This is a genomic window from Apilactobacillus micheneri, assembly GCF_006493595.1.
Taxonomy (GTDB): Bacteria; Bacillota; Bacilli; order Lactobacillales; family Lactobacillaceae; genus Apilactobacillus; species Apilactobacillus micheneri.
This window is the reverse complement of record NZ_QUBI01000001.1, coordinates 1-17,274: the sequence shown is the minus strand read 5'-3', so window position 1 is coordinate 17,274 and position 17,274 is coordinate 1. Positions and strand designations below refer to the sequence as shown.

Below are 17,274 nucleotides of genomic sequence, written 5' to 3'. Positions count from 1 at the left end.
TTTATTTCTTCTCTTTTACAATATATTTTGGACGGTGTTTAGTTTCTAGATAAATTTTACCAATATAATTACCTACAATTCCTAGACAGAATAGTTGAATTCCATTAATTAATAAAATAATAGATACTAATGAAGGCCATCCAGCAACGGATCCACCAAATATGATGGCTCTAAATATAACTAAGATTAATCCTAATATAGATAAGAAGAATGATGTTCCACCAACCCAAGTAGCAATTTTTAACGGAACATCTGAAAAATCTACAATTCCTTCTAAAGAATATTCCAATAATTGGTATAAAGACCAATGTGAGGTCCCAGCTGCTCTTTCAACACCATCGTATTTAATGTATTTAGTTTTAAAGCCAACCCAACTAAAGATACCCTTAGTAAATCGATTGTATTCTTTAAGTTTTAATACATTATCAACATACTGTCTAGTCATTAAACGATAATCACGTACATTTTGTTTGATTTCTACGTCCGACATCTTATTAATTACCTTATAAAACATTGATGAAAGAAATGCTCTTATAGGATTTTGCTTTCTTGTCTTTTGAACACAACCAACAACATCATAATCATCATTTTTTATGTACTTAATCATTTTAGGAAGAAGTGCAGGTGGATCTTGTAAATCAACATCCATTACAGCAACATAATCACCACTGACGTTGTCCAAACCAGCAGCCATTGCAGATTCTTTACCAAAGTTTCTAGAAAAAGATACATAATGTACATTTTCATCTTTTTCATTTAATTTTTTAATAAGATTCAATGTATTATCAGATGAACCATCATTAACAAACCAATATTCATGATTATAGTTTAAATTATTTTTTTTCATTTCATTAAAAACACGTTCTACTTCTTTATAAAATAACTCAATTGAAGGTTCCTCATTATAACAAGGAACAATTAAACCAATAGTTTCCACTTTATAAACCTCCATAACAATTTAATTTTATTTTACCATAATGAATAATATTTTCATGTTTGTATACAAAAAATAATATATTTATAAATTTTTGTACATAAGCATAAAATCGTCATTTTAAAATTATTTTGTTATAATTAGATTAATGAATACAAGTTTCTCGGGGGATTTAAATTGAAAAAACCAATTAAAGTAATGACTGTTTTTGGTACACGTCCTGAAGCTATTAAAATGGCGCCAATCATTTTAAAGATGAAGGAAGAAAAAGAAAACTTTGCACCAATTACGGTTTTAACAGGTCAACATAAAGAAATGTTGGATCAAGTGATGGATATTTTTCACATTGTACCTGATTATAATCTACATGTGATGAAAGAAGAGCAAACCCTAAGTTCAATTACCACTTCAGTAATAAATAAGTTAGATAATATTATTAATAAAACTAATCCAGATGTTATTTTAGTTCATGGTGATACTACTACTACCTTTGCAGCTTCAGTAAGTGCCTTTTATCATAAGATACCACTGGGGCATGTTGAAGCAGGTTTAAGAACTTGGGATAAATATTCGCCATATCCTGAGGAAATGAATCGTCAAATGACGGATACATTGTCAGATATTTATTTTGCGCCTACTGAATTAAGCAGAAGTAATTTACTAAAACAAAACTTTAACGACAATAGAATTTATATCACTGGCAATACAGCAATTGATGCGTTAAAACAAACAGTTGATCAGAATTATCATCATGATGTTTTAGATGATATTGATAACAATCATCGTATTATTTTGTTAACAATGCATCGTCGAGAAAATCAAGGAGAACCCATGCATCGTGCATTTACTGCAATTAAAGAAGAGGTCATTAAGCACCCAGATATTGAGGTAGTATACCCAGTTCACCTTAGTCCAGTAGTACAAAAAATGGCTCATGAAGTTTTCGATGGTTGTTCAAGAATTCATCTCGTTGATCCTTTAGATGTAGTTGATTTTCATAATATGTCTGCTAGAAGTTATTTTATAATGACGGATTCTGGTGGGGTACAAGAAGAAGCACCTTCTCTAGGGAAACCGGTACTAGTTTTAAGAGAGCATACTGAAAGGCCTGAAGGGGTCAAAGCAGGAACGCTTAAATTGATTGGTACTAGTTCAACAAAAATTAAAGAAAGTATGGAACAACTATTAGATGATGAAGATATTTATAAAAAAATGTCTCATGCTAAAAATCCATATGGTGATGGTAAAGCCTCAGATCGTATTTTAAAAGCACTAGACACTTTTATTAACGAAGAATCAGGTGTTGAAAGTAATGGAAATTAATAGGTATAAAAATTATTTAAAACGGTTAATATCAATTGTGATGAATCGATATAAGAAATCAAATGCTGGAGATTCTGCTATTGTTATTGCCTTTTATGCTTTGTTATCATTATTTCCAATTACAATTATTGCTGGTAATTTATTGAAACTGTTTAATATTAATCAATACGAAATAGTTGACTATTTAGCACCACTTTTACCAGAAACTATTTTGCATACAATAACACCGATTATTTCATCAGCTTTAAATGGGGCTAGTGGTAATAATCTATCAATTGGCTTAATTTTGACTATTTGGTCTGCTAGTCGGGCATTAGCTGCATTTCAAAGAACCGTAAATCGTGCTTATGGTATTTATGAAACTAGTGGTTTTATGAATAGAATTGTTTCGTTTATTTGGATGTTATTGTTAATTGTTTCTCTAGGCATATTCTTAATATTCTTTGGTTTTGGTAAAGTTATTATTACATATTCAGCGAACTTTATTGGTTTGTCGCATGTTATAACTAATCTGTTTATAATACTAAGAATGCCATTAACCATATTAGGAATATTTTTGTTAATATTAATTCTTTATTATTTTGTACCAAGTGTTAATACCAAATGGCGTTATGTATGGTTAGGATCAACAGTTGTAACAATTGGAATGATTGTTCTGTCCAAGGGATTTTCAATTTATTTGCATTATTTTGCTAAAAGTATGGATGCCTATAAAACCTTAGGTGCTTTTGTCATCTTAATGTTATGGCTTTATATGATAGGCAACATTTTAATAATTGGCGCTGTTATTAATGCCTCGTTTCAAAATAGTTTTAATGATAAAATTGAAAACCAGGGCTTTAAATTAAAGTCTTTAATTCAAAGAAAAAACAAATAAAAAATCGTTGATTAATAGTCAACGATTATTTTTTAAGATTATTATATTTATCTACTAACTCTTGGGACATTTTATCAAGAGTTTTAATATCATTTTCATCAGGTTCTAAGTTAATTTTGACGCCTTCTGATCCTTGAATAGCATTTGCCTTTTTGAATTGATCAATGAATTTATCAACGGATGTGTTGTATGAATCTTCATAAAAATCATCGCCTGATCCAGCAACACCAAAGACCTTATTCGAAAGATCCATGTCTGCTAAATCGTCAAAGAAATCTAGGCCTTCTTCAGGAAGGTGGCCTTCATCATAAGTATAAGCACAAACTACACAAATATCAGCATTTAATAATTCTTCTGTGTCAGTTTGTGAAATTTCAGTTTCCTTGACTTCAGCACCTAAATCTTCCAAGCCTTCAGTAACAATGTCTGCCAAATCCTCATTATTACCAGTTATGGTTGCAAATACAACATGTGCTTTCAATATTTTAATCGATCCCTTCTAAATATTAATCAAATATTTTAAACATTCATATAATAATTATACTAGGAAAGTGAAAAACTATGAACCCAAAGATAACTAAAATTTCTTCACAAAAACGCAAAGGTCGTTTCAACGTATATATCGATGATCATTATGCTTTTCCAATTAGTGAAAATGTAATGATTAAGTATCGAGTATTTAAAGGTATGGAGGTAGATGAGAAACTTAAACATGAGTTAATTAATGCTGATAATATTTCTAAATTATATAGTAAAGCTATCGACTTCTTGTCGCATCAATTAAGAACTGAGAACGAAGTTGTAAAAAAGCTAAGCAATTTTACTGAAGATGATTCTGAAATTGAAACAGTAATCAATCAATTAAAAGACCAACATTTAATTAATGATCAAAATTATGCCGATAGTTATGTTAGAACTGAAGTTAAAAAACAAGATAAGGGCCCCTCGAATGTATTTTTTAAATTAAAATCTAAGTCAGTTAGTGAAGATAAAATTCAAAATGCAATTGAAAACTTTTATAGTGATGAAGATGCAATGGACAACTGTATTGTCCAAGCTAAAAAGATTTTTAATAAACATAAGCGGGATGCATTTAAAAATAGAGTCCAGAAAACTAAAGTGAATTTAATAAAAAAAGGATATAATACTGATACCGTAATATCTGCAATTGATGCTTTAGCTTTAGAACCTGACGATGAACAACAAGAAAATTTATTGGAAGAACAAGGTGAAAAATTTTGGTTACGCAATAAAAAATACGATAATCAAAAAAGAAGCTTAAAAACTAAGCAGTCACTTTACCGCAAAGGCTTTAATATTGATGATATTAATCACTTCATAGATTCCAAGCTTAATAATTTTTAAAATGTTATAATTTATCCTAAAGAAGGAGTTAATTTATGTATGATTAATAAAATAAAAAGTTCATCATTAATTTTATGGACGATAGAGTTATTGTTGGTAGTTAGTATTATCTTTATATGTACTAAATTAGATTTTATTTTCTCGCCAATTGGGACATTCTTTTCGGCGGTATTTATTCCTATATTAATCTCTGGAGTTTTATTTTATATGTTGAATCCAGTTGTTAATTTGTTAATGAAAATTCATATTGGTAAAAGAAATATGTCTAGATTAATGGCAATAATACTTGTTTTTGTATTATTAGGTTTATTAATTTTTTATACTACATATTCTCTTATGCCTAGAATTATTACCCAGGTGACTAATTTATTTAATAATTTGCCATCACTAGCTAATGATACAACCAACTATCTAAAGGGTTATTCACACAAGGGATTTATGAAGAATGTATATTTAAGTGACTACGTAAATAAATTTCAAAGTTATATATATTCTTATGCTCAGAAATTTCTAAGTGGATTAACGAGTAGTATTGGTTCTGTAATTTCAATGGCGGCATCAACAGTGGTTGTTTTGATTACAGTACCAGTAATGTTATTTTATATGTTAAAAGATGGACACAAATTATTACCAGGGATTGCAAAGGTTCTACCACCTAAACGTCGTGACAACACAATAGATTTATTAACAAAAATGAGCAATACTATTTCTAACTATATCGGTGGTCAAATGATTGAATGTCTATTTGTTGGAGTATTTACATCAATTGGATATATCTTAATAGGACAAAAATATGCTTTATTATTAGGATGCTTTGCTGGAATATGTAATATTATTCCTTATGTTGGACCTTATATTGGAATTATGCCTTCATTATTTGTTTCTTTATCCGAAGATATCACTAAAGTAATTGCTGTAGTGATAGTAGTTTTAATTGTTCAACAAATTGATGGTAATTTAGTTTATCCAAATGTTATTGGAAAATCTTTGAATATTCATCCACTAACCATTATAATTATTTTATTAGCAGCTGGTAATATTTCTGGCTTGTTAGGGATGATTTTAGCCATTCCATTATATGCGGTTGTTAAAGTAATCGTTCAATACGTATATTCTATATGGCTATTACAACGAGAAAAAGAATAGCACACATGCTAAGAAACAGGAGATTTTATGAAAAAAGTAATTACTTATGGAACCTTTGACCTATTACATAAGGGTCATGTAAGGTTATTAAAACGAGCAAAGGCATTAGGCGATGATTTAACTGTATGTGTATCAACTGATGAATTTAATGCTGAAAAAGGGAAAAAAGCATATACTTCTTATGAAGATCGTAAATATGTATTAGAAGCCATTAGATATGTTGATCATGTTATCCCTGAAAAGGGATGGGATCAAAAGATTAAAGACGTTCAGGATAATAATATTGACATCTTTGTCATGGGTGACGATTGGAAAGGTCAGTTTGACTTTCTAAAAGATTATTGTGAAGTAGTTTATTTACCAAGAACTGAAGGTATCTCAACCACTAAAATCAAGCATGACTTAGGTCTTAATGATGACAAAAAATGGGAAACTAAATAAATAATATGAAACATCCTTAGGATATTATATTCTAGGGATGTTTTTTATATGTTACAATTAAAATTATATATTATTTTAAATACGGAAGGATTCAAAAAATGAGTAGTAATAAAAGCTTAGACAAAAGTGTAGATAAAAGACGAACTTTTGCGATTATTTCTCATCCGGATGCTGGTAAAACAACAATTACTGAACAATTACTTTTGTTTGGGGGAATTGTTAGAGAAGCTGGTACAGTTAAGGCTAAAAAGTCAGGTAACTTTGCCAAATCAGATTGGATGGAAATCGAAAAGAAACGTGGTATTTCTGTAACTAGTTCAGTTATGCAGTTTGATTATGCAGGTAAAAGAATTAATATTTTGGATACTCCTGGACATCAAGATTTCTCAGAAGATACTTACCGTACTTTAATGGCAGTTGATTCTGCTGTTATGGTAATTGATGCCGCTAAGGGGATTGAACCACAAACTAAAAAGTTATTCCAAATTTGTAAGATGCGTGGAATTCCTATTTTCACATTTATGAATAAAATGGATCGTGATAGTAGAGATCCAATGGAACTAATTAGTCAATTGGAAGATGTTTTAGGAATTGAAGGATATCCTATGAACTGGCCTATTGGTTCGGGTAAAATATTGAAGGGACTATATGATCGATACAATAAGAGAATTGAATTATATCGTCCAAAGGATGAAAATAAGCCTTATCTACCACTAGATGATGATGGCAATTTATTATCACCTGATCCAATTACTGATGACACTATTTACCAAGATGCTAAAGAAAGTATGGATTTAATTACTGAGGCTGGAAATCCATTTGATGAAGATAAAATAAGAAATGGTGAACAAACTCCTGTATTCTTTGGTTCAGCTTTAGTTAATTTCGGGGTTAAGACATTTTTAGATGCATATTTAAAATTTGCTCCTAAGCCAAGTGAGCATGAAACTACAAATGATGTTGATGTTAAGCCAGATGATGAACAATTTTCTGGATTTGTATTTAAGATTCAAGCTAATATGAATCCTAGACATCGGGATCGTATTGCTTTCGTTCGTGTTTGTTCTGGAATGTTCGAAAGAGGTATGGATGTTACTTTGGATAGAAATCAAAAGAAGTTGCGTTTATCTAATGTTACTGAATTTATGGCTAATACTCGTGAAAATGTAGAAAATGCGGTTGCTGGTGATATTATCGGGTTATATGATACTGGTAATTTTCAAATTGGTGATACCATTTATTCTGACAAACGAAAGATTGAATTCACTAAGTTGCCACAATTTACTCCTGAAATGTTTATGAAGGTTTCTGCGAAGAATGTTATGAAGCAAAAATCATTCCATAAAGGAATTAAGCAATTAGTACAAGAAGGTGCCGTTCAACTTTATACTGCTTATACTACTGGTGATTATATTCTTGGTGCTGTTGGTCAATTACAATTTGAAGTTTTCCAATTTAGAATGCAAAATGAATATAATTCGGAAGTAGTAATGGAACCAATGGGACATAAGACTGCTCGTTGGATTGATCCATCACAACTAGATGAAAAGATGTCTTCTTCTAGAAACATTTTAGTGAAAGATACTAATGATGAACCATTATTCTTATTTGAAAATAAATTTGCTGAACGTTGGTTTGCAGATAAATACCCAGATGTTAAATTAACTTCAAAATTATAAAGAAAAAGCCTAATCTTTTAAGATTAGGCTTTTTGTATGTCACTTGATTTTATATAGTATAAATTGTTAATTTCATACCAAAGAATATTTTCATTGTCTAATATCGAGTGAGTAATCATCACTTTTTTGCTTTTTACATGATCGTTAATAATTTCTCCACCAGGATAGTTAAATATTTGAGTCCTTTTTGTTTTTAAAAATGCTGCTGCATTCATTTTTTGAAATTTCCAATTATTTGTATTAGTTAGTTTCTTACCAAAAGGATAATAAATTTGGGTAAATTCTTTATCTATGATCCATTGATCACTTCCAATATTTAGCCAGATGGAATCATTCTTTTGTAATTTAGCAAAAATCTTCCAAATACTATTTTGTGGAATAAAACCTATGGGTTTTGATAATTCAGCATTGTCGAATACCTTAGTAATTTGACTAGTTTTAATATAGAAATTTACATTAGTTAATTGTAGCCAGTCATATTTTTTGTAATATAATACTACAGATTGTACTTTATTATTAAATGTTCCATTTAAATTACCGCTATGAGATATATTTTTATATCCATTTATTTTGGGAGGTTTAACTTGGTATAAACTGTTTATTTTACCAGTCTTAATTTCAGGAGATTTAAGTAATAAATAATTTTCGATATTTATAAAGAATACACTAACTGGTTTTCCATATAATTTTTGATATTCAATAAAGACTTCATTATTATCTACAAAATATTGTAAATTGCCGGTTATATTATAGATAACATAATTTTTGAAACTAGGAATTATATAACTATGTCTTGTATTTTTAGGACCATAAAATATTTCATCTTTTGCTAGTTTCTTACCATTTTCATCTATACAATGTACCTTCATTGCATTTAGTGGGAGGGTGTTTTCTGATTTTTGTTTTTCGTTATTTAAATTTGCTTTTTTATAATTATTTCTTTGAAAATTATTTTTTATAATTTTTTTAAATATTTTAAACAATGAATATCCCTCCCATACATCATAATAACATATGATAGTTTAATTTTTACTTTTCAATTACCTATAATTGTTAATTAATATATAAATTTATCTCATTAATATGTTTTATTATTAAATAATCATATATAATAGAGGAGAAAGAAGGAATCTTATTATCAATGAGCAAAAATATACTGAATTATTAAACCAACTAAAAAATAATGAAATTAGTAAATTAGTGATAAAGCCAGATGAATTTCTTGATTTTCAAGTTGCATTCATGAATTTTGATACTAGAAAGAGAGTTTCTGGTAAAGCAAGTGAAAATGGAATAATCACTTATACTTACTTGTCTGATAATAATTCTGATAATTAACAAATCTTGTATTTTATAAAATTAATTGATATTCTAAAATTATTATGTAAATAAGAGGAGATTTTAAAATGGAAAAAAGTCAATTTAAAATAGTTTCAGCAACAGGAATTCATGCACGTCCAGCAACATTGTTAGTTCAAACTGCAAGTAAATTCAAGTCTGAATTAAGCTTGACTTATCAAGACAAGTCAGTTGATTTAAAATCAATCATGGGTGTAATGTCATTAGGAGTAGGCCAAAATGCTGATATAATTGTTTCAGCAGAAGGTGACGATGAAAAAGAAGCAATTAATGCAATTTCAGAATCATTTAAAAAAGAAGGTTTAATTGATTAAGAATGCTTAATTATGAAGGAATTGCAGCCAGTAAGGGGTATGCAATTGCTAACGCATATAAATTAGTGCACCCCAATTTGTCTTTTTCTACAATGAAAATTGGTAATCCTAGTAAACAAGTTAAGCGTTTAAATAATGCTATTAAAAGAGCTGTCAATGACTTAAACAAAATTGAAGAAGTAGTTATTACTAATATGGGATCGGCTTCTTCAGAAATATTTAAATTACAAGCAACTTTTATTTCAAGCCCAAACTTTATTAATGAAGTTTCTAGCGTTATTATCGATAGCAAAGTTAATGCTGAAACTGCTGTAAGTGAAATATTGGAGCGCAGAATTAGTAAACTTAAGAATGCTGGTAATGGTAAATTTGTGTTAGATAAGATCAAAGACATAGATGATATCAGAAAAAGATTGCTTGCTTATTTATTAAATAAGAACATGTCTGATTTAGCTTTGATTCAGTCACCTGTGATTGTTGTTTCAGAAGATTTAACACCAAATGACATTATTCAATTAAGTAATAAAAATGTTAAAGGGGTTATTGCTGACTTAGGTACAAATACTTCACATTCCGCTATTTTGACAAAATCTTTAAATATTCCATCCATATTTGGCTTAAATAATATTAGTAAGAATGTTTCTAACGATGATTTAATTATTGTTAATGGAATGTCTGGTGAGGTAATTGTTAATCCAAGTAATGAACTGGTTAAAGACTATAGTCTTAAGATAACTAAGTATAATCAAACTGAAAAGCCACTAGATAAATTAAAAAAACGAAATGCGTTTACAAAAGATGGTAAAAAAATAGGGATTAATGCAAATATTTCTAGTCCTAAAGAAGTTAACTTGATAAAAAATTATATGATTGATGGTATTGGGTTATATCGAACTGAGTATTTATACATTGATTCTTATTCTTTACCTACCGAAGATGAACAATTTAATGTCTACAAAAATATTCTTTCTTCAATGAATAATAAATCGGTAGTGATTAGAACTTTAGATATTGGTGGAGATAAGCAGGTTCCATATTTAGACAATAATGATAGTAGTGAGAGAAATCCTTTTTTAGGTAATCGATCGATTCGTTTTAGTTTGTCTAAAACGATTATTTTTAGAACTCAAATTAGAGCTTTATTGCGTGCATCTATTTATGGAAACCTCTCTATCATGTTTCCAATGATTTCTGAATTAAATGAATGGTATAAAGTTAAAAAGATAATTAATGAAGAAAAGAAAAAATTGGATGATGAAGGCATTGCTTATAAAAATCCTAAATTAGGAATTATGGTTGAAGTACCTTCTGTTGCTATAATGGCTGATCAATTTGCTAAAAATGTTGATTTTATGAGTATTGGAACTAATGATTTAATTCAATATGTAATGGCTGCCGATCGTGGAAATCCAACGGTTGCAGCTTTAGATAATCCTTTAAATCCAGCTTTATTAAGAATGCTTGAAAGAGTTGTTAATGTTGCTAATGCATATAAGATAGATATTTCTCTTTGTGGTGAAATGGCATGTAATCGATATGCCTTACCTATTTTAATAGGGATGGGTTTTAAAAATTTGTCTATGAATATTAATTCTACTTTAGACGTTAAGGCTTTACTTAGTTTATTAGATTATAGTTTAATGCAAAAAATGTCTGAAGAAATTATTAAAAATGCATGTACGGTTAAGGATGTTATTAAAATAGAACAACGATTTATAAAAATTTAATCACTTTTTGAACTAAAGAATGCTTTGTAAATATAATTCTTTAGCTCTTTTTTTATTCGACTGTTTGCAAAGGCAAGACCAAAAACATATAATTACAATTAAATTGATAGCTTAAAAGGAGGTGGTGGTATTTTGAACATTGGAATATTTACTGATACTTATTTTCCGCAAGTCAGTGGAGTGGCAACATCAATTAAAACTTTAAAAGATCAATTAGAAAATGATGGTCATCAAGTTTATATTTTTACTACTACTGATCCGCATGTATCCAAAAATACTTATGAAAAAAATATATTTAGATTTTCTAGTATTCCATTTGTTTCTTTTACAGATCGTAGAATAGCTGTTAGGGGAATGTTTCAAGCTTATCAAATAGCTAAGAAATTAAATTTAGACATAATTCACACACAGACAGAATTTTCCATGGGAATGATAGGAAAATTTGTTTCTAAATTTTTAAGAATTCCCTGTTTGCATACATATCATACTATGTATGAAGACTATCTACATTATGTTGCTAATGGGAAATTATTAAAACCTGTGCATGTTAAAGAAGCAACTTTGGCCTTTTGTCATAATATGTCAGGGGTGATTGCGCCTAGTAAACGCGTATTAGACACTTTAGTTAGATATGGAATCAAGAGTCCAATTAGAATTATTCCAACTGGAGTTAATATTAATAAATTTGATGTTAATCCAGAAAAGAATCTTAAAAGTGAACTAGATTATAAAGAAGATGTTCAAATACTATTGTCAGTTAGCCGATTAGCATATGAAAAAAATATATCTGGCTTAATTGATATAATGCCTAAAATTATTAATGAAAAACCAAAAACGCAATTAATGATAGTTGGTGATGGACCCGCTAAAAAAGATTTGGAACAACAAGTACAAAAAATGAATTTATCTAATAACGTTAAGTTCATTGGTGAGATTAGTAATGATAGGATTAGTTCTTATTACCATTTAGCTGATTTATTTGTTTCTTGTTCTAGTTCTGAATCACAAGGTTTAACTTATATTGAAGCAATGGCTTCAGGTGTAAAAGTTGTTGTTACTTCTGGTCCATATACTGATGATTTATTAGATAATAAGGCCTTAGGAATGACATTTTCAAATGAAGATGAATTTGTCTCAGATATAATAGGGTACTTAGATAATAAAGTTCAGTTTAATTCAAATGATGCCAATAACATCAGAGCTAAGAAACTTCATGAAATTTCTGCACAAAATTTTGCTGATCGTGTGACATCTTTTTATAAAAACGCACAGATTGAATATAATAATCAAATTAGAAATTCGACCAGAATAAACGATTAGGAGGGCTTATGTTAAATATCAATATGCTTTCTACGGCTGATAAAGTTAAAGGTCAGGGAGTGGGAAGCGCTTATCTTGAATTGATTTCAATGCTTAAAAAACATTTTCCAAATGAATTTAATATTGAAATCAATAAGCATGGTAAATCTCAAATCACCCATTATCATACAATTAATCTTAGTTATTATTTTTCTACTTTTCTTTCTAAACGAGGGAGAAAAATTGGTTATGTTCATTTTTTACCTGAAACATTAGAAGGAAGTTTAAAGTTACCTAAACTAGTTAAATGGATTTTTTACAAATATGTCATTGCTTTTTATAAAAGAATGGATCATATTGTAGTTGTCAATCCAACCTTTATTCCAAAATTAGAAAAATATGGTATATCTAAAAACGATATTACTTATATTCCCAATTTTGTTAGTAAAAAGGAATTTTATCCTCTATCAGATGAAAAGAAAACTGATATTAGAAAAAATATGGGTTTTAATAGAGATGATTTTATAGTAGTAGGTACAGGTCAAGTTCAAACAAGAAAAGGTGTCTTAGATTTTGCTAAACTTGCACAGTCTAATCCAGATGTTCAATTTATCTGGGCTGGTGGATTTTCATTTGGAAAAATTACTGATGGTTATAAGCAATTAAAATTATTAGTTGATAATCCACCTAAGAATCTACATTTCCCAGGAATAGTTGATCGCAATGTGATATTTAAATATTATAATATTGCAGATCTATTTTTATTGCCTTCATATAATGAACTATTTCCAATGTCAGTTCTTGAAGCCTTTTCTTGTGGTACACCAGTTATGTTAAGACATCTTGACTTATACAAGAAAATTATTGAGGGTTATTATGTTCCATTTGACAACTTTGATGAAATGAATGCTCAACTTAAAGAATTAAAAAATAATCATAATAAATTAGAAGCTTTATCTGATAAATCGCTTAAAGCTTCTGAATATTATTCTGAGGAACATTTAGCATCAATATGGTATGACTTTTACATATCTCAAGCAAAAGAAGGTTAAAAATGTCAAAAAAAAATGCAATCACTTTTTTTATTATGTTTCTGTTTGGTGCATTTATATTTTGGTACTTTATTAGAGACATTCAAATTAGTGTTTTGATTCAAGACTTTTTCACCATTAATTGGTGGTGGATTTTAGTAGCATTTATGTGTATGGCACTTTATTTAGGGCTAGAAGCAGTTATTACTAAAATAATTGTTAACACACAGTCGAAGCGTTTTACTTTTAAAGATGCTCTAAGAGTTCCTTTAGTAGAACAGTTATTTAATGGTATTACGCCATTTTCTTCTGGCGGGCAACCAGGTCAGTTATATGTATTGGTTCAAACAGGAGTAGATGCAGGTAAAGCCAGCTCTGCTCTTTTGATGAAGTTTATTATATTCCAAGGGATGATTGTATTAAATTTTATAATGAGTCTTATTGTTGGATTTCAATATATTGAAGAAAAACTTCATTATCTTGCTATTTTTGTTATTTTTGGATTTATTATTCACTTATTTGTAATCGCGATTTTACTATTAATTATGTATTGGTATTCATTTACCAAAAAAATGATTGACATAGTTATTAGGCCGGTTCGCCTTTTCATTAGTAATGATAAATTTGTTAGTTTTAAGAATATGATTGATGAAAAAGTAGATAATTTCCACCAAGAAAGTGTAAAGATAGCTAAGCAATGGAAACTTATGTTTAAGATTATTATTATTACATTTTTCCAACTAGCTTTTTATTATCTTATCCCTTATTTTATAATGCTGTCACTAGGATTTAGTAAGGTAAATATTATTGTTGTAGTTAGTTTACATGTTTTAATATTTATGATTATATCTTTGTTTCCTATTCCTGGTGGAGCAGGTGGGGCAGAATATAGTTTTGAGGCTTTGTTCAAAAGTTATATAACCAATAGTACAAAACTAGTTTTGGCACTTATGATTTGGCGATTGTTGACTTACTATTTAGGAATGATATTAGGTGCGATAGCATTATTTATTAAACCAGATAAAATTTCTAAAAAATAAATTTATTTTCGGAGGCATTGATAATGTCCAGTAACATTAAAAATACCAGAAGATTTATTAATACTAAGTTTGGATTCTTTGTATTAACAATTTTACTTTTCTGGTTAAAAACTTATATTTCATATCGAATGGATTTTACTTTAGGTGCGAAGGGTGGAATCCAAGAATTTTTATTAGCAATTAATCCGATACCAGCTGCATTACTTATTTTTGGAATAGCGCTCTATTTTAGAGGTAAGTTGGCATATTGGTTAATGTTAATTATTAATTTCATAGAATCAATATGGTTGTTTGCTAATATTGTTTATTACCGAGAATTTTCTGACTTCTTATCTTTTGGAGTTATTAAAGGCTCCGGTGATGTTCAAAATAATCTTGGTAAAAGTCTAGCAGAAATTATTCATCCACTAGATTTTATTGTATTTGCGGACATAATAATCTTAATTATCTTATTGTTATTTAAGGTAATTAAAGTTGATCAATGTCCGTTTAAAAAGAAGAATGCCTTTGCGGTAACTATTTTGTCTATCGTTTTGATTTTTGCAGAGTTTGGTATTGCAAATGCTAACCGTTCTGGGTTATTAACTAGAACTTTTGACAATAATTACATTGTTAAGTATTTAGGACTAAATGAATATGCTGCATTTAACGGTTATCAAACATATAAAGAAAGTAAAACTCGTTCTGAAGCTAAACCATCTGATATGAATGATGTTCTTAAATATCTAAAAAATAACCGTAGTTCACCTAATATGGAATATTTTGGTAAGGCTAAGGGCAAAAACGTTTTTATTTTGCATTTGGAAAGTTTTCAACAATTCTTAATGAATTATAAAGTTGATGGTAAGGAAGTTACGCCTAACTTAAATAAATTTTATAATAACAAAAGCACGCTTTCTTTTGATAACTTTTACCATCAAGTATCTCAGGGTAAAACCTCTGATGCTGAGATGATGCTAGAAAATTCATTATTTGGATTACCACAAGGCTCAGCAATGGTTAGCTATGGTAGTCAAAACACTTATCAAGCAGCACCTGCAATTTTGGCTCAACATGGATATAGTACTGCAGCATTTCATGGAGATGTTCCAAGTTTTTGGAATCGTGACAATACTTATAAGTCTTGGGGATATCAATACTTCTTTGATTCAGATTATTATACTGAAAAGCCTTCATATAGTGTTGGATATGGACTTAAGGATAAAATCTTCTTAAAAGATTCTGCTAAGTATATTCAACAATTGCCACAACCATTCTATGCTAAGTTAATTACATTAACTAACCACTATCCATATGAACTTGATAAGCAAAATCAATCTTTCCCAGCAACCAAGACGGGTGATGATACGGTTGATCCTTATGTTCAAACAGCTCATTATTTAGATCAAGCTTTTGGAGAATTTGTCAATTATTTGAATAAGACAGGTTTGATGAAAAATAGTATGATTGTTCTTTATGGTGATCATTATGGTATTTCTAATAATCATAGACCTGCGATTGCTCAATTATTGCATAAGAAAAATATCAATAGTTATGATTTAGCTCAATTCCAAAAAGTTCCATTTATGATTCATATGAATGGCTTAAAAGGTGGCATTAATCACACTTATGGTGGTGAAATTGATGTGTTACCTACATTGCTACACTTATTGGGTTACAAGGATAATAATACTATCCAATTTGGTAATGATCTTCTATCTAAGCATCGTAATCAAGTAGTTGCATTTAGGAACGGTGATTTGGTTTCTCCTAAATATACTGTTGTTGGTGGAAACGTATATAATACTAAGACTGGGTCAATTATTAATCCTAGCAATAATCAAAAGAAAGAAATAAAATCTATGCAAGATCATGTTACAACCGAACTTTCTTTATCAGATAGGGTTGTTTTGGGCGATCTTTTGAGATTTTATAAGCCAAAAGGATTTAATACAGTCGATAAAAAAGACTTTAATTATAAGTATTCTGCTGCAATGAAGCAATTAAAAGAAGCTAATCAAAAGAAGCGTTCTGACTTGCTTAATAAATTGCATACTAATGATACTGAAAATTTATATAAAACAGACGCTCCTGAATTAAAATAGGTAATATAAAAAGAGTATTCTCATAAATAATCCGTGAATACTCTTTTTTGTTGACGTTTTATGTTTATATTGGTATTATTACATCTACTGTCATTAGCTTATAACATTTAACAAAAATAATTGTAAAAAGTTGTTGACGTTATTTTATAGCTTTGGTATTATTATAAATGTCGTTGAAAGGAACAAGTTAGTTATTTAAAAATAATTATAAAAAGTTGTTGACTTTCACTTGTTAAGATGGCATAATAATTAATGTTGCGTTGTTGATATGACAAAGAGCAACAAATTAATTCAAAAATTTAATTATAAAAAGTTGTTGACATTAAGTTGATAACCTGATATAATTAAAGAGCTGTTTATTGAAAGCAGCTAACTGATAAGTAGATCTTTGAAAACTGAACAAGATTGATAATCGATGATGTGTAAGGATTCTTATGATTTAGATCATAAGGAATTAAACATTGCGAAGTCAATTCGCTTATAAAAAACAATTAATTTGATGAGCTAGTTAAAAGCTTTTCATCTATAAGATGAGAGTTTGATCCTGGCTCAGGACGAACGCTGGCGGCGTGCCTAATACATGCAAGTCGAACGAGTCCTCCCAATTTGATTTTATGCTTGCATAAATGATTTTTGGATTCGGGACGAGTGGCGA

16 protein-coding genes and 1 rRNA gene are annotated in these 17,274 nt (G+C 29.1%); 14 read left to right on the top strand and 3 right to left on the bottom strand.

The window, feature by feature from the left end:
- Position 1: 1 nt before the first annotated feature.
- Positions 2 to 937, bottom strand: coding sequence for a glycosyltransferase family 2 protein (locus DY123_RS00085; RefSeq protein WP_140923481.1), 936 nt, complete (start codon positions 935 to 937; stop codon positions 2 to 4).
- A gap of 195 nt (positions 938 to 1,132) precedes the next feature.
- Between DY123_RS00085 and wecB the strand changes: the two genes are divergently transcribed.
- Together wecB and DY123_RS00075 are read left to right on the top strand one after the other, a co-directional pair.
- Positions 1,133 to 2,257, top strand: a complete 1,125-nt coding sequence (gene wecB, locus DY123_RS00080) for a non-hydrolyzing UDP-N-acetylglucosamine 2-epimerase (RefSeq protein ID WP_140923883.1) — start codon at positions 1,133 to 1,135, stop codon at positions 2,255 to 2,257.
- Positions 2,247 to 3,134: a YihY/virulence factor BrkB family protein gene (locus DY123_RS00075; protein ID WP_140923479.1), complete on the top strand. Its 888-nt coding sequence runs from the start codon at positions 2,247 to 2,249 to the stop codon at positions 3,132 to 3,134. The genes wecB and DY123_RS00075 overlap by 11 nt, the downstream gene beginning before the upstream one ends.
- 25 nt (positions 3,135 to 3,159) lie before the next feature.
- Here the strand turns inward: DY123_RS00075 and DY123_RS00070 are convergent, their stop codons facing one another.
- Complete coding sequence (locus DY123_RS00070; protein ID WP_140923477.1) at positions 3,160 to 3,618, bottom strand: flavodoxin; 459 nt, start codon at positions 3,616 to 3,618, stop codon at positions 3,160 to 3,162.
- Positions 3,619 to 3,695: 77 nt separating this feature from the next.
- On the opposite strand from DY123_RS00070, the gene recX reads away from it, so the two are divergent.
- The 4 genes from recX to DY123_RS00050 all read left to right on the top strand — a co-directional run bounded on the left by recX (position 3,696) and on the right by DY123_RS00050 (position 7,765).
- Positions 3,696 to 4,499, top strand: a complete 804-nt coding sequence (gene recX / locus DY123_RS00065) for a recombination regulator RecX (protein ID WP_140923476.1) — start codon at positions 3,696 to 3,698, stop codon at positions 4,497 to 4,499.
- Positions 4,500 to 4,538: 39 nt separating this feature from the next.
- Positions 4,539 to 5,645 (top strand): AI-2E family transporter, encoded by a 1,107-nt coding sequence (locus DY123_RS00060; RefSeq protein WP_140923474.1) that lies wholly within the window; start codon positions 4,539 to 4,541, stop codon positions 5,643 to 5,645.
- 27 nt (positions 5,646 to 5,672) lie between these two features.
- Positions 5,673 to 6,086, top strand: a complete 414-nt coding sequence (gene tagD, locus DY123_RS00055) for a glycerol-3-phosphate cytidylyltransferase (RefSeq protein WP_140923472.1) — start codon at positions 5,673 to 5,675, stop codon at positions 6,084 to 6,086.
- 98 nt (positions 6,087 to 6,184) lie between these two features.
- A complete protein-coding gene (locus DY123_RS00050; protein ID WP_105964061.1) occupies positions 6,185 to 7,765 on the top strand; it encodes a peptide chain release factor 3 in 1,581 nt (526 codons plus the stop codon).
- Between the two features lie 23 nt (positions 7,766 to 7,788).
- On the opposite strand, the gene DY123_RS00045 is transcribed toward DY123_RS00050, so the two are convergent.
- Positions 7,789 to 8,748, bottom strand: coding sequence for a MucBP domain-containing protein (locus DY123_RS00045; protein WP_140923470.1), 960 nt, complete (start codon positions 8,746 to 8,748; stop codon positions 7,789 to 7,791).
- A gap of 115 nt (positions 8,749 to 8,863) precedes the next feature.
- Here DY123_RS00045 and ykzS point away from each other — a divergent pair, with 115 nt between their 5' ends.
- The 8 genes from ykzS to DY123_RS00005 all read left to right on the top strand — a co-directional run.
- Positions 8,864 to 9,103, top strand: a complete 240-nt coding sequence (gene ykzS / locus DY123_RS07750; protein ID WP_498365768.1) for a protein YkzS — start codon at positions 8,864 to 8,866, stop codon at positions 9,101 to 9,103.
- A 68-nt stretch (positions 9,104 to 9,171) separates the two neighbouring features.
- On the top strand, positions 9,172 to 9,438 hold the full coding sequence (locus DY123_RS00035) for a phosphocarrier protein HPr (RefSeq protein WP_140923466.1): 267 nt from the start codon (positions 9,172 to 9,174) through the stop codon (positions 9,436 to 9,438).
- 2 nt (positions 9,439 to 9,440) lie between these two features.
- Positions 9,441 to 11,165, top strand: a complete 1,725-nt coding sequence (ptsP, locus tag DY123_RS00030) for a phosphoenolpyruvate--protein phosphotransferase (RefSeq protein ID WP_140923464.1) — start codon at positions 9,441 to 9,443, stop codon at positions 11,163 to 11,165.
- Between the two features lie 132 nt (positions 11,166 to 11,297).
- Positions 11,298 to 12,485, top strand: a complete 1,188-nt coding sequence (locus DY123_RS00025) for a glycosyltransferase family 4 protein (protein WP_140923462.1) — start codon at positions 11,298 to 11,300, stop codon at positions 12,483 to 12,485.
- Between the two features lie 8 nt (positions 12,486 to 12,493).
- Complete coding sequence (locus tag DY123_RS00020) at positions 12,494 to 13,516, top strand: glycosyltransferase family 4 protein (protein WP_140923460.1); 1,023 nt, start codon at positions 12,494 to 12,496, stop codon at positions 13,514 to 13,516.
- A gap of 2 nt (positions 13,517 to 13,518) precedes the next feature.
- Entirely contained in the window at positions 13,519 to 14,535 is a 1,017-nt protein-coding gene (locus DY123_RS00015) for a lysylphosphatidylglycerol synthase transmembrane domain-containing protein (RefSeq protein WP_140923458.1), read from the top strand.
- A 23-nt stretch (positions 14,536 to 14,558) separates the two neighbouring features.
- Positions 14,559 to 16,619 carry an LTA synthase family protein gene (locus DY123_RS00010; protein ID WP_140923456.1) on the top strand — a complete coding sequence of 687 codons (2,061 nt, stop codon included), beginning with the start codon at positions 14,559 to 14,561 and terminating at the stop codon, positions 16,617 to 16,619.
- 526 nt (positions 16,620 to 17,145) lie between these two features.
- Positions 17,146 to 17,274: ribosomal RNA gene (locus tag DY123_RS00005) — 16S ribosomal RNA — on the top strand; the annotation flags it as partial.